This is a genomic window from Sphingomonas bacterium (assembly GCF_028292945.1).
In the GTDB taxonomy this organism is placed as follows: Bacteria; Pseudomonadota; Alphaproteobacteria; order Sphingomonadales; family Sphingomonadaceae; genus Sphingomonas.
In genome coordinates this window covers 1-20,826 of record NZ_JAQGLJ010000130.1, presented here as the reverse complement: position 1 = coordinate 20,826, position 20,826 = coordinate 1, and the positions used below count along the sequence as shown (strand labels likewise).

Sequence of the window (20,826 nt, the reverse complement as noted above, 5' to 3'; positions counted from 1 at the left end):
TGCTCACGATCGTGACGCTGGGGATCTATTCGTTCTGGGCGCGCGCGCGAACGCGGCGCTATCTGTGGAGCCGGACGCGCTTTATCGACGATCGGCTGGAATGGACCGGCACGGGCACGGAGCTGTTCATCGGCTATCTGATCGCGATGGTCTGCTTCTTCCTGCCGTTTGGCCTCCTGCAGCTGATCCTGCAGGGTGTGCTGTTGCGCGGACATACCGGCGCAGCAATCGTGATCGGTGCCGCCCTATACCTGCTGCTTCTGTACCTGGTCGGCGTGGCGGTATTCCGTGCACTTCGTTATCGGCTCAGCCGGACCTGGTGGCACGGCATACGGGGCGGCAGCGACGATCAGGGGTTCCGCTATGGCTGGAGCTATTTCTGGCGCACGCTGGTCGGCTATCTGGCGGCCGGGCTGATGATCCCCTGGTCGATGACCAGGCTGTGGAACGAGCGCTGGAGCGCGATGAGCTTCGGCCCGATGCGCTTTCACGCGCGCGCCGAGTGGCGCAACATCTTCGGGCGTTACCTGCTGTTCTATTTCTCGCCCGCCTTCATCGTCATCGGCATGTTTGTCCTGGCCGCGATATTCGGCGGGATCGGCTTTGCCACGGGCGGTCTGGTGATGGGACGGGCACCGGGTCCGGGGACGGTCATCGCCCTGGTGATCGCCGCCGCGCTGTTCTACCTGCTGTTCTTCGTCCTGCTCGGGCTGGTCGCGCTGACCTATTATGCCGCGTTCTTTCGCGAGGCGGCGCGGACGCTGTCGCTCGGTGACCTCCAGTTCGGCTTTGGTGCGCGCACCAAGGATTGGGTGCTGCTGTACCTCGGCAATGTCGGGCTGACGATCGCGACGCTGGGCGTCGGGTACATCTTCGTGGTGTATCGCAACTGGACGTTCTTCGTTCGCCACGCCGAGGCTTCCGGTGAGGTCAGGCTGGAGGACATGACCACCTCCACCGCGCGCGAGCCGGGCCAGGGCGAAGGGCTGCTGGACGCGTTCGACGTGGGCGCATTCTGAGAATGCACGGGGCGATGCCGGCGCATTCTGACGACGCGGCCGTGGGGCCGCGCGTGTGGCATTATGACGGCGCTTCGGCGCTGCGCCGCGATGCAGTGCTGGCCGACGATGGCGCCACATTCCGGCTCGTCGAGCGCGACCGCGAGACGGGGCCGTTCGCGTGGGAAGCGTTGATCGCCAACGATGCCGATGCAGTCGCCACCAGCTATGGGCTGAAGCGCATGGGCGGTTGGCGGATCGGCTTCGTCGACACACCGTCGCCTGGGATCGCGGCGAAGCTGCCCGGCCGGCCGCGCTATGGCCGCTGGGTCGATCGCATCGGCCTTGCCCCGGCCAGCATCGCGTTCGCCGCCGTCGCGGCGCTGGCGGTCACGATCGTGCTCCGCACGCCGGCCGCCGTCGCACGGCTAGTCCCCGCCTCCGTCGAGAAGCGGATGGGCGACCTGATGGTCGGCGATTTCGGTCGGAAAGGATGCGACGATCCCGCCGGTCAGGCGGCACTCGCCACGATGCTGAGGCGCATCGCACCGGAGGACCGCGCGCTCGACGTTCATGTCGTCCGGCTGAAGATGGTCAACGCGGTGACGCTGCCCGGCGGGCGGATCGTCATCTTCGACGGGCTGCTCAAGGCGGCGAAGTCGCCCGATGAGGTCGCCGGCGTGGTCGGCCACGAACTCGGCCATGTCCGCAATCGCGATGTGACGGAGGCGCTGATCCGGCAAGTCGGGCTGTCGGTGCTGCTCGGCGGGATGGACAGCAATGTCGGCGGTTATACCAACGCGCTGCTTGCCACCGCCTATTCGCGCAAGGCGGAGGTCAATGCCGATCGCGCGGCCATCGCCATGATGCGGCGCGCGGTCGTGTCGCCCGTGCCGACCGCCCACTTCTTTCGCCGTCTCGGAGGGGGAGCGGGACAGGCGGAACGGCTGTTCGCCTATGTGAACACCCACCCCGTCTCGGCCGATCGCGCCAGGAACTTCGAGGCCAGCGCGGGCAAGGGCGTGACGTACCGCCCGACGCTCGATGCCCAGCAATGGGCGGCATTGCGTAACATCTGCCGCAACACGCCCGAGCAGCAGGGCTGGCGCTTCTGATCTCCCGCGGGACCGGGTAGGGAGTTTCGTATGACCGACGCCCCCCGCCCTCGCCTTGCGTTTCATCACACCCCAGGCGCCGCGCCAACGGTGATGTTCCTGCCCGGCTATGGGTCGGACATGAGCGGCGCGAAGGCGCTGGCGCTGGAAGCATGGGCCAGGGCACGCGGCCAGGCCTGCCTGCGCTTCGACTACGGCGGCTGCGGTGAAAGCGAGGGCGCGTTCGAGGAGCAGACGCTGGCCGACTGGCGCGACGACGCGCTGGCACTGGTGGACGAGTTGATCGAGGGGCCGGTGGTGCTGGTCGGCTCGTCGATGGGCGGGTGGCTGATGCTGTTGATCGCAAAGCTTCGGCCGGATCGGATCGCCGCGATGGTCGGCGTCGCGCCCGCGCCCGACTTCACGGATTGGGGCTTTACCACCGACGAGAAGCTGCACATGCTGAGTCATGGCCGGCTTGAACGGCCCAATGCGTACGGGCCGGAGCCGACCGTCTACACGCGCGGTTTCTGGTCGTCGGGAGAGGCGAACCGGCTGATGTCCGGGGCAATCCCCTTCACCGGGCCGGTCCGGCTGCTGCACGGGATGCGCGATGCGGTCGTGCCATGGACGCGGACAGGCCGGCTCGCGGAACTGCTCGGCTCGGCTGACGTGCAATGCTGGCTGGTCAAGGAAGGCGACCACCGGCTGTCGCGTGACGAGGACATCGCGCTGCTCGAACGCGCGGTCGCCGACGTGGTGGCGCTGGTCGGTTAGGGCTGGCAAGCCGCCGAGCGGAGGCGTATCCTGCCGGCATGCGTTATCTCCACACCATGATCCGCGTCGCGGACCCGGCCAAGACCGTCGCCTTTTTCGAGCTGCTTGGCCTGGAGGAGGTGCGGCGGATCGACAACGAGAAGGGTCGCTTCACGCTCATCTTCCTCGCCACGCCCGAGGATCACGCGGCGCTGGGCGAGCGGCGGCAGGCGGAGGTCGAGCTCACCCACAATTGGGATCCCGAGGACTATGGCGAGGGCCGGAATTTCGGCCACCTCGCCTATAGCGTCGACGACATCTACGCCACGTGCCAGCGGCTGATGGACGCCGGCGTCACAATCAATCGTCCGCCCCGCGACGGCCATATGGCCTTCGTGCGCACGCCAGACGCCATCTCGATCGAACTGCTGCAGGATGGCGGACCGCGGGCACCTGCCGAACCCTGGGCCTCGATGCCGAACGTCGGCCACTGGTAATGGCCGAAGCGGCGCGCCTGCTGGTCAACATCGACGTGCCGGACCTGCATGCCGCCGAAGCCTTTTACGCCGCCGGGTTCGGCGTGCGACCGGGCCGCCGCTTCGGCGACGCCGCCGTGGAGCTGCTTGGGCTCGATGCGCCGCTTTATGTCCTCAGCCGTGCTGACGATGCCGATGCCGGCACGTCCCGAGCGGACCGGGCGCGCCACCATCGCCACTGGACGCCGGTGCATCTGGACGTCGCGGTCGGCGACCTGGACGCCGCGCTGGCCCGCGCGACTGCCGCCGGCGCGATCGTCGAGAAGCCTGCTCGCGATGCCGGCTATGGCCGCATCGCCACGCTTGCCGACCCGTTCGGGCACGGCTTTTGCCTCATCCAGTTCAGCCCGGAAGGTTACGATGCCGTCGCCGCTTGAGATCGTGCAGCTTCCCGTCCTGTCGGACAATTACGCCTGGCTGCTCCACGACGATGCGTCGGGCGAGACGGTGGCGCTGGACCCGGGCGACGCCAAGCCGCTGATCGCCGCTGCCGAGGCGCGGGGGTGGACCATCACGCAGGTGTGGAACACGCATTGGCATCCCGACCATGTCGCCGGCAACGCGGAGATCGGCGCGCCGGTGACCGCGCCTGCCGAGGAGGCAGCAAAGATCGGGCGTGTCGATCGCGGCGTCGCGGAGGGCGACACGGTCTCGATCGGCGAACACCGGGCGGCGGTGATGCGGGTGCCGGGCCATACGCAGGGGCACGTCGCGTTCCATTTCGCCGACGACCGCGTGATCTTCACGGGCGACACGCTGTTCGCGATGGGCTGTGGCCGGCTGTTCGAGGGGACGCCCGCCGACATGTTCGCGAACATGCAGCGTTATGCCGAGCTGCCCGACGACACGACCGTCTATTGCGGGCATGAATACACCCAGTCGAACGCCCGCTTTGCGCTTCACGTCGAGCCGGACAATCCGGCGGTCGTGACGCGGGCGAAGGAGGTCGACGCGCTGCGTGCCGACGGCGCGCCGACGGTGCCGACCACGATCGGGCACGAGCGGGCCACCAATCCCTTTTTTCGTGCCGCGACGGCGGAACAACTGGGCGAGCGCCGCGTAGCAAAGGACAACTTCAAGGGCTGATCACCATGCGTATCCTCTTGCCATCATTGCTCTTTATCGCTGCCTGTACGCCTACGGCGCGTGATCTCGAACGCCAGGCCGACGCCGAAGCTGGCGCGCGTGCGGCGCTGGATCGCGAACTGGCGGGGCTGGTCCCGGGCCGGACGCAGGCATGCGTCAATCAGACGGAGCTGCGGGGTGGTCTGAAATCCTTTGGCAATACGCTGGTCTACTCGAACGGCGGCTCGACGAAATACGTCAACCGCACGACTGGCGGTTGCGAACGGGTGGGCCACGATGCGATTCTCGTCACGCGCACATCGTCCCCGCAGCTGTGCCGGGGCGATATCGGCAGGACGATCGACCGTGGTTCGCATATGTTCGCCGGGTCGTGCGGTTTTGGCGACTTCGTCCGTTATCAACGGCCGTCGCGGGGCAGCTGATCACAGCACGAAGCGGCTGAGGTCCGTGTTGCGCGCGATCGCGGACAGCTGCTGCTCCACATAGGCGCGGTCGATCGTCAGCGTGCTGCCGCTGCGGTCCTCGGCATTGAAGCTGACATCCTCCAGCAGCTTTTCCATCACTGTCTGCAACCGGCGCGCGCCGATGTTCTCGATCTCGCCATTCACCTCCGCGGCAATTCGCGCGACGGCGGCGATGCCGTCTTCGGTGAAGTCAATCGAGACGCCCTCGGTGCCCAGCAGCGCGCGATACTGCGCGATCAGCGACGCCCTGGTGTCCGACAGGATCGCGACGAAATCGGCTTCCGTCAGGCCCTTCAGCTCGACGCGGATTGGCAGACGGCCCTGTAGTTCGGGCAACAGGTCGCTGGGCTTGGCGACATGGAAGGCTCCGCTTGCGATGAAGAGCACGTGGTCGGTCTTCATTGGCCCGTATTTGGTCGCGACGGTGGTGCCCTCGATCAGCGGCAGGAGGTCGCGCTGCACGCCTTCGCGGCTGACCGAGCCGCCGCCGCGTCCGTCGCTGACCGCGATCTTGTCGATCTCGTCCAAAAAGACGATGCCGTTCTCCTCGGCGTTCGCGAGTGCCACGCGGTTGACGTCGTCGGCATCGACGCGCTTGTCGCCCTCCTCTTCCAGCAGCTTGTCCCAGGCGGCGCGTACCGTCAGCTTCCGACGCTTGAGGTTCTGGCCGCCGCCGAACGCCTTGCCCATCATCTCGGACAGGTTGATCATGCCGATCTGCGGTGCGCCCGGCACCTCGAAGGGCATCTGCGACGCCTGTTCCAGCTCGATCTCGATTTCGGTCGCGTCGAGATGGCCGTCGCGAAAGCGCTGCTCGAAGGCGGCACGGGTCGCCTCTGACGCTCCCTTGCCGGTCAGCGAGTCGAGCAGGCGGCCGAGCGCGGCAGCCTCCGCCTTGTCCTTGACCGCGGCGCGGCGGCGCTCGCGCTCCAGCCGGATCGCCTCCTCCACCAGGTCGCGCGCGATCTGTTCGACGTCGCGACCGACATAGCCGACCTCGGTGAACTTGGTCGCCTCCACCTTCACGAACGGCGCGTCGGCGAGCTTCGCCAGCCGGCGGCTGATCTCGGTCTTGCCGCAGCCGGTCGGCCCGATCATGAGGATGTTCTTGGGCGTCACCTCGTCGCGCAGCTCGGCGGAGAGCTGCTGGCGACGCCAGCGATTGCGCAGCGCGACGGCGACCGCGCGCTTGGCGTCGGCCTGACCGATGATGTGGGCGTCGAGCGCGGCGACGATCGCCTTGGGGGTGAGGGTGTCGGTCATTCAGAAATCCGTTCGTTCCGAGCGAAGTCGAGGAACATGAGGGTAGCGCTCCGCCAATGTGTCTCGACTTCGCTCGACACGAACGGAGCTCAATTCAGGCGGCCTCCAGCGTCTCCACCGTCAGCCGGTCGTTGGTATAGACGCAGACCTCGGCGGCGATCGCCATCGCCTTGCGGGCGATCGTCTCTGCGTCCTGCTCATAATCCGCGAGCGCCTTGGCGGCGGCGAGCGCGTAATTGCCGCCCGAGCCGATCGCCGCGATGCCGGCTTCCGGCTCCAGCACGTCGCCATTCCCCGTCAGGATCAGCGTCGTCTCGCGATCCGCGACGATCATCATCGCCTCCAGATTGCGCAGATACTTGTCCGTCCGCCAGTCCTTGGCAAGCTCGACGGCGGCGCGCATCAGGTGGCTGCCGTGCCGCTCCAGCTTGGCCTCCAGCCGCTCGAACAGCGTAAAGGCGTCTGCGGTCGCGCCCGCGAACCCGGCGATCACCTTGGCATCCGCGCCCAGCGTGCGGACCTTGCGCGCGTTGGGTTTCATCACCGTCTGGCCCTGCGTCACCTGACCGTCGCCGGCAATGACGACCCGCCCGTTGCGGCGGACGGAGACGATGGTGGTGCCGTGCCAGACCGGCGCGCCGTGGGTGTTTCCGCTCATGTTGGCGGATATGGGGAGCGGCGGCGCGACTTCTACCCTCTCCCGCTTCGCGGGAGAGGGTTAAGGATTACCGATCGATGCCCTTGGCCTTGCCCCAGCTGCGTGCCACGGTGTAGCCGAGATAACCGGTGCCGAAGAGCGCGTAGAGCGGTTCTGGGATGCCGTTCAGGTACGCGGTCATGCCCGCCGCGATGTCCTTCGCCATGCTCGGCTGCGCGGCGGCGATCAGGCCCATCGGGATGGCCCAGAGCAGCAATGCGTACATGACGTACAGGAAACCGGGGCGGGCGCGGCTGGTCCACGGGTCGGGCGACTGCGCTTCCGCCAGCAGCGCCGAGAGCTGTTGTTTGACCTCGTTGAGCGACTGGTCGCCCTGCAGGCGCAGCAGCTCCAGCTTGGCGGCGTCGCGCGCCTTTGGATCGGGGATGATCTTGTCGAGCAGCCCCGCGACGGGGCCGATGATGCCGTTGACGATGCTCATGGTCGGACACTCCGGAAGTAAAGTAGGTGACACTGGCTGACGCCAACCCGTTTAACCGATACGGTTGGCGAGCCAGCCGTAGAGGAACGCCTCTGCGGCCGGCCGGCGCTCCGCGAGGCTGAGGTATCGCTCGCCTTGCAGCGCCTCGACCGCCTTGAGCAGAACCGTCTCTCCGCTCCGCCCGCGCCGCGTCAGGAAACCGTCCAGCGCGGCAAGCGTGCGGGCGCCGATCGCGCCGTCGATGGCGATGTCGGGATAGTCGGACGCGCCGCGGTTGAGCGCATTGAGGGCGCGCTGGAGGAAAGCGGCGGCGACCCCCGGCCCCATGTTGACGCCGGTGTCGAACAGTTCTGCCGCGAGTGCAGGTGCCTGGTCCGCCACGCGATCGAGCGCGGGGCGCAGCCAGTAGGCGCCGCGGTAGATCGCGGCGGCACGGTCACGGCTCAGCAGCCGCATGTCGCCGGTATAGCCGTGAGCGCGCGCGGTTGCCTGCGTGATGCCCCAGCGGGTGGCGCCACCGGGATCGTCGGGATGATCGACATAGCCGCCTTCGCGGTCGATCACGGCGTCGATGAGGTTGGTGGGGTCCATGTGCCTGCTCCTGCTGTGAGTCGCGGTCGTGAACCATATCGGTTGGTGTGTAGGACAGCATTATCTCACGTCGTCATCGTAGACTTGTTTCAGGATCCATGCGTCGGACTCGGTTCAGCCGTTCCGCGTGGATGCTGGAACAAGTTCAGGATGACGACCACGGGAACCGGCGCGGCAATTCCACGGTTGCGCTGCGATGACTTGTCCGAACTCTCCCTGATGCCCGCCGCCCGTTGGCCCTCCCGCTTGTGGATCGTTCGTCATGGCCAGAGCGCGGGCAATGTCGCGCGCGACCTGGCGGACGCGGCGGGCGCGGAGCGGATCGATGTCTCCGGGCGCGACGTGGACGTGCCGCTGTCGGCGATGGGCGAGGAGCAGGCGCGCGGTCTGGGACGGTGGTTCGCGGGCCCATCTAAAAGTGGGGCCGTGGACGCGCGGCCGGAGATCGTGCTGGTCTCGCCATATCTTCGCGCGCGCCAGACCGCCGAGCTGTTCCGCGCGGAGGGCGGCTGCGACCCTGCCCTGTCGCTGTGTCACGACGAACGCCTGCGTGAGAAGGAGTTCGGAATCCTCGACGGGCTGACCGGCGCGGGCATCCGCGCGTTGCAGCCCGACCAGGCGGAATTCCGGCGGCTGCTCGGCAAATTCTATCACCGCCCGCCCGGCGGCGAGAGCTGGTGCGACGTGATCTTCCGCCTGCGCTCGCTGATGGATACGGTCGCGCTCCATCACGGCGGCCAGCGCGTGATGATCGTCGCGCACCAGGTGGTGGTGCTGTGCCTTCGCTACATCATCGAAGGGCTGAGCGAGGAGGAGATCCTGGCGATCGACCGGGCGGGAGACGTCGCGAATTGCTCCGTGACGGAATATGCGTTCGATCCGACCGCGTCCGGCGACGGCGGGCTGACGCTGGTGCGCTACAATGCGGTCGCGGCAGTGGAGGAGAGCGCGGCACCGGTGACGTCCGCGCCCGACGCGGTGGTGGCGGCAAGAGGATGATCGAGCTCGACGCAGTCTGGTGCGCGGCCAACCCCATTCCCCTGCCCGATGGCGACACCAGCAAGGACGGACGCGGGCGCATCCTGATCGTCGGCGGCGCGCGCGACGTGCCGGGCGCGCTGCTGCTGACCGGCGAGGCGGCGCTGCGGGTCGGTGCGGGCAAGGTGAAGCTGGCGACGATCGCCTCCGCGGCGATCGCGTTGGGTGTGGCCTTTCCAGAGGCCGCCGCCGTGTCGCTGCCGGAAGAGGATGGCGACATCGCGGCCGCTGCCATCGAGCTGCTGCTGCCGATGCTGGCGAGGGTCGACGCGGTCGTGCTGGGACCCGGCACCGGGGACAAGGAGGCGACGGCAAGGTTGGTGCGCGGACTGGCCGACACCGATGCGCCGGAGGTCATGCTGGTGTTGGATGCTGCCGCGGTGGCGTGCGCGGGACCGCTCGACGCGGTGCTGGAGCGATGGCGCGGTCGCATCGTCATGACGCCGCATCAGGGCGAAATGGCCTCGCTGCTCGACTGCGACAAGGACGCGGTGGCGGCCGATCCGGAGCGTGCCGCCGCCGATGTCGCGCGGCGGTATGGCGCGGTGGTGGCGTTGAAGGATGCCGAAACGGTGATTGCCGCGCCTGACGGGACGATGCTGCACTATGCGGGTGGCGGCGTCGGGCTGGGGACCGGCGGATCGGGTGATGTCCTGGCGGGCGTGGTCGGCGGGCTGCTCGCGCGCGGGCTACCGCCGCTGGTCGCGGCCGGCTGGGGCGTGTGGCTGCATGGCGAGGCCGGGGGCGTGCTGGCGAAGCGGATCGGGCCGGTGGGGTTCCTGGCGCGCGAGCTGTTGCCGGAGCTGCCGGGGCTGCTGGCCCGCTAGACAGAAATTTCTGTTCGTCCCGAGCGAATGCGAGCCAGCCCTCCGTTCGTCCCGAGCGAAGTCGAGGGACATGTGTCTCGACTTCGCTCGACACGAACGGCGGTAGGTGTGTCCGTTACCTACGCTCTGGCGAACCAGATGACGTGGCGCGGGCCCTTGCCGTTGCTCCGCGCGCGGACCGCGACCTCCTCGACGGCGAACCCGGCAGCGCCGAGCCGACGGACGAAGGCCGCGTCGGGACCGGCGGACCAGATCGCGAGCAGCCCGCCCGGACGCAGCGCCGCGCGCGCGGCGGCCAGACCCGGCCCGGCGTAAAGGCAATCGTTGCCCGCGCGGGTCAGCCCGTCGGGGCCGTTGTCGACGTCGAGCAGGATCGCGTCCCACCCTGCGTCTTTGGCGCCCCGCGCGATCGACGCGGCCACATCGCCGATCTCGATCGCGACCCGCGGATCATCCAGGCAGCCGGCGGTCAGCGATGCCATCGGCCCGCGCGCCCAGTCGACGATCTCCGGCACCAGCTCGGCGACGGTGAACCGCGCGTCGGACGCGAACGCCGCCAGCGCGGCGCGGAGCGTGAAGCCCATGCCATAGCCGCCGATCAGGACCCTCGGGTTCGCGCGGCGCGACAGGCGCGCGGCGGTCAAGGTGGCGAGCGCCTCCTCCGACCCGCTCATCCGGCTGCTCATCAGCTCGTTGCGGTCGAGCACCACCATCCAGTCCTGCCCACGCCGGAACAGGCGGAGTTCGTCGCCGCCGGGAATGGCGGCGGTGGCGATCAGTTCGCGTGGCGTCATGCAGGTCGCATATCGTCAAAACGCACCGGGACGCTACAGTCCCTCGCGTGACAGGACTTCCTCCCGACAGCTGCCTGACCGTGGCGGCCATGTACCGGTTCACCCGCTTCGAGGACTGCGCCAGCCTGCGTGAGCCGCTGCTGCGCATCTGTCGGCGGCGCGGCGTTCGCGGCACGCTGCTGCTCGCGCCCGAAGGCATCAACGGCACGATCGCGGGGTCGTCGGACGCGATCGCCGCCGTGCTGGACCATGTCCGCGACCTGCCCGGCTGCGCCGACCTCGACGTCAAGCTTTCGGGCGCCGCCACGCCGCCGTTCCGTCGCATGAAGGTGCGGGTGAAACGCGAGATCGTCACCATGGGGGAGCCTGGCCTCGATGCCCTGGCGGACGCCGGGACCCATGTCGCGGCGCACGCCTGGAACGCGCTGATCTCCGATCCGGCGACGATCGTGATCGACACGCGCAACGAATATGAGGTCGCGATCGGCACGTTCGATCGGGCGATCAACCCGCGCACCGCCACCTTTAGCGATTTTCCGGCTTGGTTTCGTGGCGAGCGCGAGCGACTGCTGGGGAGCGGACGGCAGCCCCGGGTGGCAATGTTCTGCACCGGCGGCATCCGCTGCGAGAAATCGACCGCCTTCCTGAAGCAGGAGGGCATCGACGAAGTGTACCACCTTCAGGGCGGCATCCTCCGATATCTGGAAGACGTGCCTGAGGAACAGAGCCTGTGGCGCGGTGAATGCTTCGTGTTCGACGGGCGCGTGTCGGTCGGCCACGGTCTCGCGCCCGGCACTTACGAGCTATGCCACGCGTGTCGCCGCCCGGTGAGCCAACAGGAGCTCGGCTCGCCGATGTACGAAGCTGGCGTCAGCTGCGCCGCGTGCCAATCCGAGCGCACGGACGAGCAGCGCGCCTCGTACCGTGAACGACACCGACAGGAGATGCTGGGCGTCATGCGGGGCCAAAGCCACGTCGGCGCGGTGATGAACGAACCCCCCGAGTGAGCGCGTTCGACCTCGGTCGCTTCGTTACCGCGCAGGAGGCGACCTACATGCACGCGCTCGCCGAGATCAGGCAGGGCCGCAAGACGAGCCACTGGATGTGGTTCATCTTTCCCCAGGTGGCCGGCCTGGGCGCGAGCGGCATGTCGCGCCGCTACGCGATCGGCTCCATCGAGGAAGCGCAAGCCTATCTTGCCGACCCATTGCTCGGTTCGCGATACCGGGAGTGCGTAGCCGTTCTCCAGGACCTGGTCGGCACCACGGCGGCGGCGGTGTTCGGGTCCGTGGATGAAGCCAAGCTCCGCTCGTCGCTCACCCTTTTCGCCGCAGCAGCGCCCGATGATCCGCTGTTCGCGGCTGCGCTGCAACGCTGGTTTCGGGGCGACAAGGACCGGCGAACGGTCGCTATTCTCGATGCCTCCCGGATCGCGACGAACAGGCCTTTGTCTCAGGCGCCGAGCTAGGCCCCCACCCAAGTTCTTGCCATGGATCCGAATGATTGGTCGGGGCGACAGGATTCGAACCTGCGACCCCCACACCCCCAGTGTGATGCGCTACCAGGCTGCGCTACGCCCCGACCGGTGGAGGCCGCGAGCAGCCTCCGAGGGCGAGCGTCTAGGCTTCGGGCATCGGCGATGCAAGCGCCGGCGTTGCGCGGCTGCGCTGTGGATGCTAGCGCCGACGCTTGTCGCGACGGTGTTCCGGCACCCGCCCCTCGCCTTTACGTAACGGATCCCATGTTCATCACCCCCGCTCACGCCCAGGCCGCGGCCGGCGCTCAATCCGGTGCCCAGCAGGGCGGCGCCTATGCGTTCTTCGTCAACATGGCGCCGCTGTTCCTGCTGTTCATCGCCGGCTGGTTCCTCCTGATCCGCCCGCAGCAGAAACGCGCCAAGGCGCTTGCGGCCATGATCGAAGGCGTGAAGAAGAACGATCAGGTCATCACCGCCGGCGGCATCGTCGGCAAGGTCACCAAGATCGAGGACCGCTTCGTCGAGGTCGAGATCGCGCCCACCACGCGCATCCGCGTCGTCAAGGCGACGCTGGCGGAGGTGACGAGCAACACCGCCAAGCCGGCGAACGATTGAGCGCCAGCTGATGCTCGATTTCCCGCGCTGGAAAGTCTGGGCAACCTGGCTGGTGATCGCGTTCTGCGCGCTCGCCGCCATTCCCAGCTTCGTCCCCGAACGTGTGCGCGCGACCTGGCCCGGCTGGCTCCCGCAACCGGTCGTCAATCTGGGGCTCGATCTCGCGGGCGGCAGCTACATCCTGCTGGAGGCGCAGACGGGTGACGTCGCGGAGACGCGGCTCGAGGCGATGCGCGAGCAGATCCGCATCGCGATGCGCCGCACCGATCCGCGCATCGAGATCGGCGAGATCTCGCTGCGGGACGGACAGCTGAGCTTCATGGTCCGCGATGCGGCACAGGTGGACGCGGCGCGCGAGCGGCTGTTGCCGATGACTGCGGGCGCGGGGCTGACCGGGCAGCGCGATTGGGACATCTCGGTGGTCGACTCGACCAGTTTCGTGCTGCGACCGACCGCGGCCGGCACTGCGCAGGCGATCGACACCGCCATGGACGACGCGACCGAGATCGTGCGCCGCCGCATCGACGAGTTGGGCACGCGTGAGCCGACCATCGTCCGCCAGGGCGCCAACCGCATCGTCGTCGAGGTGCCTGGCCTGCAGGATCCCGAGGCGCTGAAGCGCCTGCTGGGCCGTACCGCCAAGCTGGAATTCAAGCTGGTCGACGAGACCGCGAATCCCGCCGAGGTCGCGCTGGGTCGCGCGCCGCCGGGCAGCGAGGTGCTTCCCTATGCCGAGGGTGGCGGCAAGATCGCGGTCAAGCGCGCGATCATCATCTCGGGCGAGAATTTGGTCGATGCGCGCCAGGCCTATGATCAGACCGGCGGCCAGCCGATCGTCAACTTCACCTTCGATGGCTCCGGCGGAAAGCGCTTCGGCCGCACCACGCAGGAGAATGTCGGCAAGCTGTTCGCGATCGTCGTCGACGACCAGGTGATCTCCGCCCCGCGCATCAACACGCCGATCCTGGGCGGCGCCGGGTACATCGAGGGCAGCTTTACCGTCGACTCCGCCAACCAGCTCGCGATCGCGCTGCGCTCGGGCAAGCTGCCGGTGGCGCTGTCGGTGATCCAGGAAAACACGATCTCCGCCGAGCTGGGCAAGGATTCGATCAACAAGGGCGTGCTCGCCGGCATCGTCGGCAGCCTGGCGCTGATCGCGTTCATGATCGTCACCTATGCCCGGTTCGGCGTCTATACGACCGCCGCGCTGATCGTGAACGCGGTGATGATCCTGGGCATCATGGCGCTGTTCGGCGCGACGCTGACGCTGCCGGGCATCGCCGGCTTCGTGCTGACGATCGGCGCGGCGGTGGACGCCAACGTCCTGATCAACGAGCGCATCCGCGAGGAGCTGCGCCGCCCGCGCAACGCCGTGCCCGCGATCGAGTATGGCTACAAGGAAGCGTCGACCGCGATCTTCGACGCCAACATCACCAACGTCATCTCGGCGGCTATCATGTTCATCTTCGGCTCCGGCCCGATCCGCGGCTTTGCGGTGGTGCTGGCGATCGGCATCGTCACGTCGGTGTTCACCGGCGTTACCTTCACGCGCCTGCTCGTGTCACGTTGGCTGATGAAGAACCGGCCCAGGACGATCAACATATGAGGCCCCTCAAGCTCGTCCCGGACGACACGAACATCCCGTTCCTGCGCTATCGCAACGTGGCGATGACGTTGTCGCTGCTGCTGATCGCCGCGTCGATCGCGCTGTGTTTCATCAAGGGCTTCAACCTGGGCATCGACTTCGTCGGCGGTCAGTCGGTGCGCGCGACGTTCGCGCAGCCGGTGGCGGTCGAGGAGCTGCGCGCGCGCATCGGCGGGCTGGGGCTCGGCGAGGCGACGATCCAGCAGGTCGGCGGCGACCGCGAGGTGTCGATCCGCACCCCGCTTCCCGCCGGCGACGCCGCCGCCGCGGATCGCGCGGCACGGCGCATCCGCGCGACGATCGAACAGGGCTATCCCGGCGCGAAGGTGGGCGCAGTCGAGAGCGTGTCGGGCAAGGTCAGCCAGGAGCTGTTCCGCACCGGCGCGATCAGCCTGGCGCTCGCGATGTTCGCGATCACGCTCTATGTCTGGTTTCGCTTCGAATGGCATTTCGGCGTCGGCGCGTTGTTCGCGCTGTTTCACGACGTGGCGCTGACGCTGGGCTTCTTCGCGCTGACGCAGCTGGAGTTCGACCTCAACATCGTCGCCGCCGTCCTGACCATCATCGGCTATTCGTTGAACGACACGATCGTCGTCTATGATCGTATCCGCGAGAACCTGCGCAAATACCGCAAGATGGCGATCGAGCCGCTGCTGGACCTGTCGATCAACGAGACGCTGAGCCGCACCGTCGTCACCTCGCTGTCGATCGGCATCGTGCTGACGATCCTGCTGGTGCTGGGTCCGGACGTGATCTTCGGCTTCACCGCCGCGATGCTTCTGGGCATCGTCATCGGCACCTTCTCGTCGGTGTACGTCTCCGCTGCGATCCTGCTGTGGCTGAACCTGAAACCCGACAGTTTCGTCACGACCGCAGAGGGCGTGAAGGGTGCCGAGCGCGTGGGGCCCCGAGAGGGGTGAAGATGGAGGCCACACCGTCCCCCGCAGGGCCGATGGTACAGGGTTTCACCGCGACCGGCTTTCGCATCGACGGCATGGTCTACCGCGCCGCGACGCTGACCGTGACGAGCGCAGCCGCCTGGGTGCCCCCGCCGCTTGGCCAGCTCACCGTCGCGGCACTGCAAGCGCTGGTGGACGCACGGCCGGAATTCATCGTGCTCGGCACCGGCCCGCGGCTGGTCCGGCCTTCCGCTACGCTGACCGTCGCGCTGGAAGGGATGAACATCGGGTTGGAGCCGATGGACAGCCGCGCCGCTGCCCGCGCGTGGAGCGTGCTGCGTGGCGAAGGCCGACAGATCGCGGCGGCGCTTTACCCTCTCGACTAGCCTCCAAAGGCTGATAGTCTTCGCATAAGGGAGCAGCCCTTCCCCGGCGGAAACCGGGGTCCAGTCCGCAGCGCGGCCGACTGGGCCCCGGCTTCCGCGGGGGAGGCGACACTTGCCCGCCAAACCGGAGAGAGAGCCAATGAAGAGCCTGATCGTGTCCGCCTTCGCCATCGCCGCCGCGCCCGCGTTTGCGCAGACGCCCCCGCCGGCCGCCCCCGCCCCGGACTATGCCCAGGACGCGAACTGGCTGTGCCGCCCCGGTCGCGCGGATGCGTGCGCGGTGAACCTCGACACGACCGTGGTGCAGGCGAACGGGCGCACCAAGGTGGAGCGATTCAAGGCCGCAAAGACGGCGCCGTTCGACTGCTTCTACGTCTACCCCACCGTCAGCAACGACACGACCCCCAACAGCGACATGATCGCCGGCCCCGAGGAGCGGCAGGTGGCAATGGCGCAGGCGGCACGGTTCAGGGCAAAGTGCCGCGTGTTCGCGCCGTTGTACCGCCAGGTGACGCTGACCGCGCTGCGGCAGACGATGATGGGGCAGACGGTGGCACTGGACCGCGTGCTGGCGCTGCGCGACGTGTTCGAGGCGTGGAACGACTATCTGAAGCGCGACAACAAGGGACGCGGCGTGGTGCTGATCGGGCACAGCCAGGGGTCGGGCGTGCTCAAGGAGCTGATCGCGCGCTACATCGAGGGCTATCCGATCCAGCGCAACATCATCTCGGCGATGCTGATCGGCACCAATGTCGCCGTGCCCGCTGGCGCCGCAGTCGGCGGCGATCTCAAGCGGCTGCCGCTGTGCACGGCGGCCGGGCAATATGGCTGCGTCGTCACCTACGTGACGTTCCGTGCCGACGCCCCGCCGCCCGCTAACAGCCGCTTCGGGAAGGTGGCCACGCCGGGCATGGTGGCGGGCTGCGTCAATCCGGCTGCGCTCGGCGGCGGCAAGGTGGTGACCGATGCGATCTTCACAACCGCCGGCGCGGGCATGTCGAGCTCGCCGCAGCCGGCCTGGACTTCGACCGGCGCCGTGACCACACCGTTCGTGAAGGTCCCTGGGCTGATCACGGCCGAGTGCACCAACCGCGATGGGTTCAACTACCTCGCGGTGACGACCAACGGCGTGCCCACCGACCCGCGCACCGACACGATCGGCGGCGATGTGACGAATGCGGGCACGATCCTGAAAGACTGGGGCCTGCATCTGGTCGACATGCCGGTCGCGATGGGCAACCTCGTCGAGCTGGCGGACAAGCAGGCACTCGCCTGGCGGGGTGTCGGCCTGCCGGTCAAGCCACAGCGCAACTAGGGGCCGGCCTTCCGGCGGCGACAAGCCCCGCGAGGTGCGCGTGCAACTCGCGGGCGTTGCGCTCCCAGCTGAATGGAGCGGCGGCGGCGGCGACTTCGGCGGGTGCGGCAGGGTCTGCGAGGAGGTCGGCGATCGCGCGCGCAAACGCGGTTGCGTCCCGCGCAACGATGCGGCCGGCGGCGGGCGTGGTCACCACCTCGCGCGCGCCGCCGGCATCGGGAATGACGATAGGCGTGCCGCACGCGAGCGCCTCCACCCAGGCGTTCGCGAGGCCCTCGGACGACGAGGCGAGCGCCATCACATCGGCGGCGGCGATCAGCGCGGGCAGGTCGGCATGCGGCACGGACCCGAGCACGTGCACCCGATCGGCGATACCGAGCCGCCGTGCCTGCGCGACCAACGCGGCGTGCTCTGGGCCGTTGCCGGCGATCAGCAGCGTGACGCCGGGCAGGCGGGCGACGGCGTCGATGACGATGCCGTGCCCCTTGCGCGGTATCAGCGCCCCCAGCGACAGGACCACAGGGCCGTCCAGACCGCGCGCTGCCTTCGCCAGCGCCCGGTCGGCGGGATGAAAGCGACCGTGATCTATTCCGGTTCGGTGAACGTGAATATGATCGGCGGGCATGCCGATCGCGGCCATGTCGTCGCGCATGGCGGCCGATACGGCGAGCAGTCCGTCGGCCGCGCAGCCCGCCGCGCGGACCTGCACGGCGGCGGCGGGAGCGTGTCCCCAGTGATGGATGTCGGCCCCGCGTGCCTTGATGGACACGGGCACACGATACCGCCGGCCAAGTTCGATTGCAGCCACGCCATCGGGGAAGAAGAAGGAAGCGTCGATCACGTCGAAGGCGAGCGTGTCGAGCAACGGGACCACCGCCCGCGCGAGCAGCCGCGAATGCCAGCGCCCGCCGGTGCCGGGTAGGGCGAGAAAGCGGGGACGGTGGACGGCAAGTCCGCGCCAGTGCTCCTGTTCCGGCAGAAGCGCCAACGCACGGTGCTGAGGGCGGCGCAACAGCCGTGGCGGCAGACCTATCGGTGCGACCACCGTCACCTGTGTTTCGGGTTCGGCTGCAAGGCCGAGCGTCTGGCGCTCGACGAAGACGCCGAAATTTGGGCGAGTGAGGTCGGGAAACAGCGACGACAGGGTCAGGACGCGGAGCACGTGAGCGTCATAGCGCAGAAGCATTAAGGCACCGTCCCCGCCAGATCCGGTGCGTCGCGATCGTACGGACCAGAATGCCGTCGCACTCTTGAGCGGAATATGACGTGCGCAGGTCGGTGCGGCATGTTCGACACGAGCCATTAAAGGTTGTCGGCTACAGCCGCCGGGTGGTCGAATCATTGCTCCTCGCGCTCGCATGACCTCTCAGTCAGCTACTCCTGTCGACGACGAAGCTGCCGAGCGCCTCTTGCGTACGCCACGAGCGAGCGTGATGTTGAGCGCCAGGCTGGAGCATTTCGACGGGAGCGCACCTTCGACCCATCGCGTCCGCGATCTGTCCAAGGGCGGCATCCGCATCGACCAGGCATCGGAGCTCAGGCAAGGAGCAACCGTGCTGATCTCGGTCGGATCGCTGGAGGCGATCGCGGCCACGATCGTCTGGGTAGAGGCCGGGTCCGCGGGTCTGGCCTTTGCCGAACAGATCAACCCGGACGCAGCGCGCAAAAAGGCCGTGGTCACACCATTGTCGGGAGTCGAGCCAGCCTCCGCCGGCGCGACCGGAGGTGCCGCCTCCACGCCGCGCGCCGGCTGGATCGGCGATCTGCAGAACCCTTACGGCCGGTGAACTGCTGCCACGCTACGGGGGCAGCCTGGCATCGAGAGCCAAGACGCTCAACCTAGGCGTCCAGGTGGGCTGCCCGTCCGCCGCTAAGAGGCAGCGCGGGCGATGGCCAGCTGAGCCGAAGCACTACTGCTTGTGAGCGGAGCATCACCGCGCTCCGCGTTGGTCAACACGATCAGCCAGAGGCGTGGTTGACGGCGCCGGCTTGAGACCTGCATGCTTCGACCAGCGCGATGCGACCAAGTGCTTTCCCGCTCCGTGGCCATCAAACATGGCCGAGAGGTCCGATCGCAGCAGGACGATGGAAGGAGCGTCAGGCTGCGACGCAGCCTCAACTCCAGTGCCGCGAGGTCATAGCGCGCAAAGCGTCTTCAAACTTGCATTTCGCCGCTTCATGGAGGCTCGTGTCCGGGCCACTAAGTCATCGACATAGTGGTGGGCGCGACAGGGATTGAACCTGTGACCCCACCCGTGTGAAGGGTGTGCTCTACCGCTGAGCTACGCGCCCGATCGCCCCTGCGGGCCGTTCCGGAAGGCGGCCTCTTAGCAAGGCCGATGCTGGTGTCCAGCCTATTGTCGATGCGACCACCCTCCCCGCACAAGGGAGAGGGTTCGTCAATTCACGTGATCCTTGAGGCCCTTGCCCGCCTTGAACTTGGGCTGGCTCGACGCCTTGATCGTCATCGGCTCGCCTGTGCGTGGGTTGCGACCCGTCGACGCCTTGCGCTTGGACAGCGAGAAGGTGCCGAACCCGACCAGCCGCACCTCGTCCCCCCGCTTGAGCGCGCCGGAAATTGTCTCGAACACCGCCTCCACGGCCTTGACCGTGTCGCCCTTGGTGAGGCCGGAGGTGTCGGCGACCGCCGCGATCAGTTCCTGCTTGTTCATCGTCGAAGAAACCCCGTTTCAGCTGTTAACCCACGGCAGAGTCGCGGGCCGTCGAGCGATTAACGCCACTTGGCGTAACCTGTGTCAATCGAAACCGCTGCCAGCAGGCAGACCGTGTCGCCGGTCCTCGATCAGTGGTGGCGTTCGGCGCTCCCGGTCGTGACGGGCGCGACAACGGCCGGCGGTAACGCCGCCAGCTCGTCCGCCTCCGTCCAGTCGATCGGGGCGATCGGCTGCGTCAGGGCCAGCGCCAGCACCTCGTCGACGTGGGCGACCGGCACGATTCGCAGGCCATCCTTGATGTTCTGCGGGATGTCAGCGAGGTCCTTCTCGTTCTCCTGCGGGATCAGCACTGTCTCGATGCCGCCGCGCAGGGCCGCGAGCAGCTTTTCCTTCAACCCGCCGATCGGCAGGACGCGGCCGCGCAGCGTGACCTCGCCCGTCATCGCCACCTCGCGGCGCACGGGAGTGCCGGTCAGCGTCGAAACGATGGAGGTGACGATGCCGACGCCGGCCGAGGGGCCGTCCTTGGGCGTGGCGCCCTCCGGCAGATGGATGTGGATGTCCTTGCGCTGGAACACGCTCGGCTTGATGCCGTATGACGGACTGCGTGCCTTCACGTAGGAGAAAGCGGTCTCGATCGACTCCTTCATGACGTCGCCCAGCGTGCCGGTCAGCTTGGCGGCACCCTTGCCCGGCACCGTCACCGACTCGATCGTCAGCAGCTCGCCGCCGACCTCGGTCCAGGCGAGACCGGTCACCGCACCGATCTGATGCTCGGTCTCGGAAAGCCCGTGGCGATATTTGAGAACGCCGGCGAACTCATGGAGGTTGTCAGGCGTGACCACGACCTGCGTGACCTTGCCCTCCAGGATCCGGCGCAGCGCCTTGCGCATCAGCTTGGCGATCTCGCGCTCCAGCGTGCGGACGCCCGCCTCGCGCGTATAGCGCTGGATCAGCGCGCGCAGGCCTTCGGTGGTGAGCGTGAACTCCGACGCCTTCAGGCCGTGCGCCTCCATCTGCTTGGCGACCAGATGCCGCTCGGCGATCTCGACCTTCTCATCCTCGGTATAGCCCTCCAGCCGGATGATCTCCATGCGATCCAGCAGCGGCTGCGGCAGGTTGAGCGTGTTGGCGGTGCACACGAACATCACGTCGGACAGATCCAGGTCGATCTCCAGATAGTGATCGTTGAACTTGCTGTTCTGCTCGGGGTCCAGCACCTCGAGCA

Annotated in this window: 25 protein-coding genes and 2 tRNA genes; 17 read left to right on the top strand and 10 right to left on the bottom strand. The window is 67.8% G+C overall.

The annotated features are described in order from the left end of the window. From JWN21_RS13915 to JWN21_RS13885, 7 genes are all read left to right on the top strand, one after another. A partial coding sequence (locus tag JWN21_RS13915) for a DUF898 family protein (RefSeq protein WP_299651458.1) occupies positions 1-1,019 on the top strand: 1,019 nt, incomplete at its 5' end. A 14-nt stretch (positions 1,020-1,033) separates the two neighbouring features. Then, entirely contained in the window at positions 1,034-2,113 is a 1,080-nt protein-coding gene (locus tag JWN21_RS13910; RefSeq protein WP_299651455.1) for a M48 family metallopeptidase, read from the top strand. Positions 2,114-2,143: 30 nt separating this feature from the next. Beyond that, on the top strand, positions 2,144-2,869 hold the full coding sequence (locus JWN21_RS13905; protein WP_299651452.1) for a S9 family peptidase: 726 nt from the start codon (positions 2,144-2,146) through the stop codon (positions 2,867-2,869). Positions 2,870-2,907: 38 nt separating this feature from the next. Beyond that, positions 2,908-3,345: a VOC family protein gene (locus JWN21_RS13900; protein ID WP_299651449.1), complete on the top strand. Its 438-nt coding sequence runs from the start codon at positions 2,908-2,910 to the stop codon at positions 3,343-3,345. Beyond that, complete coding sequence (locus tag JWN21_RS13895) at positions 3,345-3,761, top strand: VOC family protein (RefSeq protein ID WP_299651446.1); 417 nt, start codon at positions 3,345-3,347, stop codon at positions 3,759-3,761. The genes JWN21_RS13900 and JWN21_RS13895 overlap by 1 nt, the downstream gene beginning before the upstream one ends. Then, positions 3,745-4,470: a hydroxyacylglutathione hydrolase gene (gene gloB, locus JWN21_RS13890; RefSeq protein WP_299651443.1), complete on the top strand. Its 726-nt coding sequence runs from the start codon at positions 3,745-3,747 to the stop codon at positions 4,468-4,470. The genes JWN21_RS13895 and gloB overlap by 17 nt, the downstream gene beginning before the upstream one ends. A gap of 5 nt (positions 4,471-4,475) precedes the next feature. Further along, positions 4,476-4,892 (top strand): hypothetical protein, encoded by a 417-nt coding sequence (locus tag JWN21_RS13885; RefSeq protein ID WP_299651440.1) that lies wholly within the window; start codon positions 4,476-4,478, stop codon positions 4,890-4,892. Here JWN21_RS13885 and hslU read toward each other — a convergent pair whose 3' ends face one another. The 4 genes from hslU to JWN21_RS13865 all read right to left on the bottom strand — a co-directional run bounded on the left by hslU (position 4,893) and on the right by JWN21_RS13865 (position 7,927). Beyond that, entirely contained in the window at positions 4,893-6,197 is a 1,305-nt protein-coding gene (hslU, locus tag JWN21_RS13880; protein WP_299651437.1) for an ATP-dependent protease ATPase subunit HslU, read from the bottom strand. It lies immediately after the preceding gene. Positions 6,198-6,291: 94 nt separating this feature from the next. Beyond that, positions 6,292-6,855, bottom strand: coding sequence for an ATP-dependent protease subunit HslV (gene hslV / locus JWN21_RS13875; protein ID WP_299651434.1), 564 nt, complete (start codon positions 6,853-6,855; stop codon positions 6,292-6,294). Between the two features lie 67 nt (positions 6,856-6,922). Beyond that, positions 6,923-7,336, bottom strand: a complete 414-nt coding sequence (locus JWN21_RS13870) for a holin family protein (protein ID WP_299651431.1) — start codon at positions 7,334-7,336, stop codon at positions 6,923-6,925. A gap of 51 nt (positions 7,337-7,387) precedes the next feature. Beyond that, entirely contained in the window at positions 7,388-7,927 is a 540-nt protein-coding gene (locus JWN21_RS13865; RefSeq protein ID WP_299651428.1) for a glycosyl hydrolase 108 family protein, read from the bottom strand. Positions 7,928-8,146: 219 nt separating this feature from the next. Between JWN21_RS13865 and JWN21_RS13860 the strand changes: the two genes are divergently transcribed. After that, positions 8,147-8,926 carry a histidine phosphatase family protein gene (locus JWN21_RS13860; RefSeq protein WP_299651425.1) on the top strand — a complete coding sequence of 260 codons (780 nt, stop codon included), beginning with the start codon at positions 8,147-8,149 and terminating at the stop codon, positions 8,924-8,926. Next, on the top strand, positions 8,923-9,792 hold the full coding sequence (locus JWN21_RS13855) for an NAD(P)H-hydrate dehydratase (protein ID WP_299651422.1): 870 nt from the start codon (positions 8,923-8,925) through the stop codon (positions 9,790-9,792). Before JWN21_RS13860 ends, JWN21_RS13855 begins: the two co-directional genes overlap by 4 nt. 119 nt (positions 9,793-9,911) lie before the next feature. Here JWN21_RS13855 and JWN21_RS13850 read toward each other — a convergent pair whose 3' ends face one another. Beyond that, complete coding sequence (locus JWN21_RS13850) at positions 9,912-10,586, bottom strand: spermidine synthase (RefSeq protein ID WP_299651419.1); 675 nt, start codon at positions 10,584-10,586, stop codon at positions 9,912-9,914. A 47-nt stretch (positions 10,587-10,633) separates the two neighbouring features. Between JWN21_RS13850 and JWN21_RS13845 the strand changes: the two genes are divergently transcribed. Further along, complete coding sequence (locus tag JWN21_RS13845; protein ID WP_299651416.1) at positions 10,634-11,593, top strand: rhodanese-related sulfurtransferase; 960 nt, start codon at positions 10,634-10,636, stop codon at positions 11,591-11,593. Continuing rightward, on the top strand, positions 11,590-12,054 hold the full coding sequence (locus tag JWN21_RS13840; protein WP_299651413.1) for a DUF1810 domain-containing protein: 465 nt from the start codon (positions 11,590-11,592) through the stop codon (positions 12,052-12,054). Before JWN21_RS13845 ends, JWN21_RS13840 begins: the two co-directional genes overlap by 4 nt. Before the next feature lie 36 nt (positions 12,055-12,090). On the opposite strand, the gene JWN21_RS13835 is transcribed toward JWN21_RS13840, so the two are convergent. Further along, a tRNA-Pro gene (locus JWN21_RS13835) sits at positions 12,091-12,167 on the bottom strand. Between the two features lie 160 nt (positions 12,168-12,327). Here JWN21_RS13835 and yajC point away from each other — a divergent pair. From yajC to JWN21_RS13810, 5 genes are all read left to right on the top strand, one after another. Further along, positions 12,328-12,678: a preprotein translocase subunit YajC gene (gene yajC / locus JWN21_RS13830; RefSeq protein ID WP_299651410.1), complete on the top strand. Its 351-nt coding sequence runs from the start codon at positions 12,328-12,330 to the stop codon at positions 12,676-12,678. A 10-nt stretch (positions 12,679-12,688) separates the two neighbouring features. Further along, positions 12,689-14,284, top strand: a complete 1,596-nt coding sequence (gene secD, locus JWN21_RS13825) for a protein translocase subunit SecD (protein ID WP_299651407.1) — start codon at positions 12,689-12,691, stop codon at positions 14,282-14,284. Continuing rightward, positions 14,281-15,243, top strand: coding sequence for a protein translocase subunit SecF (gene secF / locus JWN21_RS13820; protein WP_299651404.1), 963 nt, complete (start codon positions 14,281-14,283; stop codon positions 15,241-15,243). Before secD ends, secF begins: the two co-directional genes overlap by 4 nt. A 2-nt stretch (positions 15,244-15,245) precedes the next feature. Further along, positions 15,246-15,608 carry an MTH938/NDUFAF3 family protein gene (locus tag JWN21_RS13815; RefSeq protein WP_299651401.1) on the top strand — a complete coding sequence of 121 codons (363 nt, stop codon included), beginning with the start codon at positions 15,246-15,248 and terminating at the stop codon, positions 15,606-15,608. 139 nt (positions 15,609-15,747) lie between these two features. Then, complete coding sequence (locus JWN21_RS13810; protein WP_299651398.1) at positions 15,748-16,923, top strand: DUF3089 domain-containing protein; 1,176 nt, start codon at positions 15,748-15,750, stop codon at positions 16,921-16,923. On the opposite strand, the gene JWN21_RS13805 is transcribed toward JWN21_RS13810, so the two are convergent. Further along, a complete protein-coding gene (locus JWN21_RS13805; protein WP_299651461.1) occupies positions 16,904-18,085 on the bottom strand; it encodes a glycosyltransferase in 1,182 nt (393 codons plus the stop codon). The genes JWN21_RS13810 and JWN21_RS13805 overlap by 20 nt on opposite strands. A 196-nt stretch (positions 18,086-18,281) precedes the next feature. Between JWN21_RS13805 and JWN21_RS13800 the strand changes: the two genes are divergently transcribed. Continuing rightward, the gene (locus tag JWN21_RS13800; protein ID WP_299651395.1) at positions 18,282-18,710 is read left to right on the top strand and encodes a PilZ domain-containing protein; all 429 of its coding nucleotides are present in this window, start codon (positions 18,282-18,284) and stop codon (positions 18,708-18,710) included. 430 nt (positions 18,711-19,140) lie between these two features. On the opposite strand, the gene JWN21_RS13795 is transcribed toward JWN21_RS13800, so the two are convergent. From JWN21_RS13795 to JWN21_RS13785, 3 genes are all read right to left on the bottom strand, one after another. Then, a tRNA-Val gene (locus tag JWN21_RS13795) sits at positions 19,141-19,215 on the bottom strand. 107 nt (positions 19,216-19,322) lie between these two features. After that, positions 19,323-19,595, bottom strand: a complete 273-nt coding sequence (locus tag JWN21_RS13790; RefSeq protein ID WP_299651392.1) for an HU family DNA-binding protein — start codon at positions 19,593-19,595, stop codon at positions 19,323-19,325. A gap of 131 nt (positions 19,596-19,726) precedes the next feature. After that, on the bottom strand, positions 19,727-20,826 hold a 1,100-nt coding region (locus tag JWN21_RS13785; protein WP_299651389.1), incomplete at its 5' end, for a S16 family serine protease.

What these genes read in the sequence shown, in the direction of transcription:
- JWN21_RS13910 (WP_299651455.1), top strand. Translation starts at nt 1,034, where the DNA reads ATGCCGGCGCATTCTGACGACGCGGCCGTGGGGCCGCGCGTGTGGCAT.
- JWN21_RS13905 (WP_299651452.1), top strand. Translation starts at nt 2,144, where the DNA reads ATGACCGACGCCCCCCGCCCTCGCCTTGCGTTTCATCACACCCCAGGC.
- JWN21_RS13900 (WP_299651449.1), top strand. Translation starts at nt 2,908, where the DNA reads ATGCGTTATCTCCACACCATGATCCGCGTCGCGGACCCGGCCAAGACC.
- JWN21_RS13895 (WP_299651446.1), top strand. Translation starts at nt 3,345, where the DNA reads ATGGCCGAAGCGGCGCGCCTGCTGGTCAACATCGACGTGCCGGACCTG.
- gloB (WP_299651443.1), top strand. Translation starts at nt 3,745, where the DNA reads ATGCCGTCGCCGCTTGAGATCGTGCAGCTTCCCGTCCTGTCGGACAAT.
- JWN21_RS13885 (WP_299651440.1), top strand. Translation starts at nt 4,476, where the DNA reads ATGCGTATCCTCTTGCCATCATTGCTCTTTATCGCTGCCTGTACGCCT.
- hslU (WP_299651437.1), bottom strand. Translation starts at nt 6,197, where the DNA reads ATGACCGACACCCTCACCCCCAAGGCGATCGTCGCCGCGCTCGACGCC.
- hslV (WP_299651434.1), bottom strand. Translation starts at nt 6,855, where the DNA reads ATGAGCGGAAACACCCACGGCGCGCCGGTCTGGCACGGCACCACCATC.
- JWN21_RS13870 (WP_299651431.1), bottom strand. Translation starts at nt 7,336, where the DNA reads ATGAGCATCGTCAACGGCATCATCGGCCCCGTCGCGGGGCTGCTCGAC.
- JWN21_RS13865 (WP_299651428.1), bottom strand. Translation starts at nt 7,927, where the DNA reads ATGGACCCCACCAACCTCATCGACGCCGTGATCGACCGCGAAGGCGGC.
- JWN21_RS13860 (WP_299651425.1), top strand. Translation starts at nt 8,147, where the DNA reads ATGCCCGCCGCCCGTTGGCCCTCCCGCTTGTGGATCGTTCGTCATGGC.
- JWN21_RS13855 (WP_299651422.1), top strand. Translation starts at nt 8,923, where the DNA reads ATGATCGAGCTCGACGCAGTCTGGTGCGCGGCCAACCCCATTCCCCTG.
- JWN21_RS13850 (WP_299651419.1), bottom strand. Translation starts at nt 10,586, where the DNA reads ATGACGCCACGCGAACTGATCGCCACCGCCGCCATTCCCGGCGGCGAC.
- yajC (WP_299651410.1), top strand. Translation starts at nt 12,328, where the DNA reads ATGTTCATCACCCCCGCTCACGCCCAGGCCGCGGCCGGCGCTCAATCC.
- secD (WP_299651407.1), top strand. Translation starts at nt 12,689, where the DNA reads ATGCTCGATTTCCCGCGCTGGAAAGTCTGGGCAACCTGGCTGGTGATC.
- secF (WP_299651404.1), top strand. Translation starts at nt 14,281, where the DNA reads ATGAGGCCCCTCAAGCTCGTCCCGGACGACACGAACATCCCGTTCCTG.
- JWN21_RS13815 (WP_299651401.1), top strand. Translation starts at nt 15,246, where the DNA reads ATGGAGGCCACACCGTCCCCCGCAGGGCCGATGGTACAGGGTTTCACC.
- JWN21_RS13810 (WP_299651398.1), top strand. Translation starts at nt 15,748, where the DNA reads ATGAAGAGCCTGATCGTGTCCGCCTTCGCCATCGCCGCCGCGCCCGCG.
- JWN21_RS13800 (WP_299651395.1), top strand. Translation starts at nt 18,282, where the DNA reads ATGACCTCTCAGTCAGCTACTCCTGTCGACGACGAAGCTGCCGAGCGC.
- JWN21_RS13790 (WP_299651392.1), bottom strand. Translation starts at nt 19,595, where the DNA reads ATGAACAAGCAGGAACTGATCGCGGCGGTCGCCGACACCTCCGGCCTC.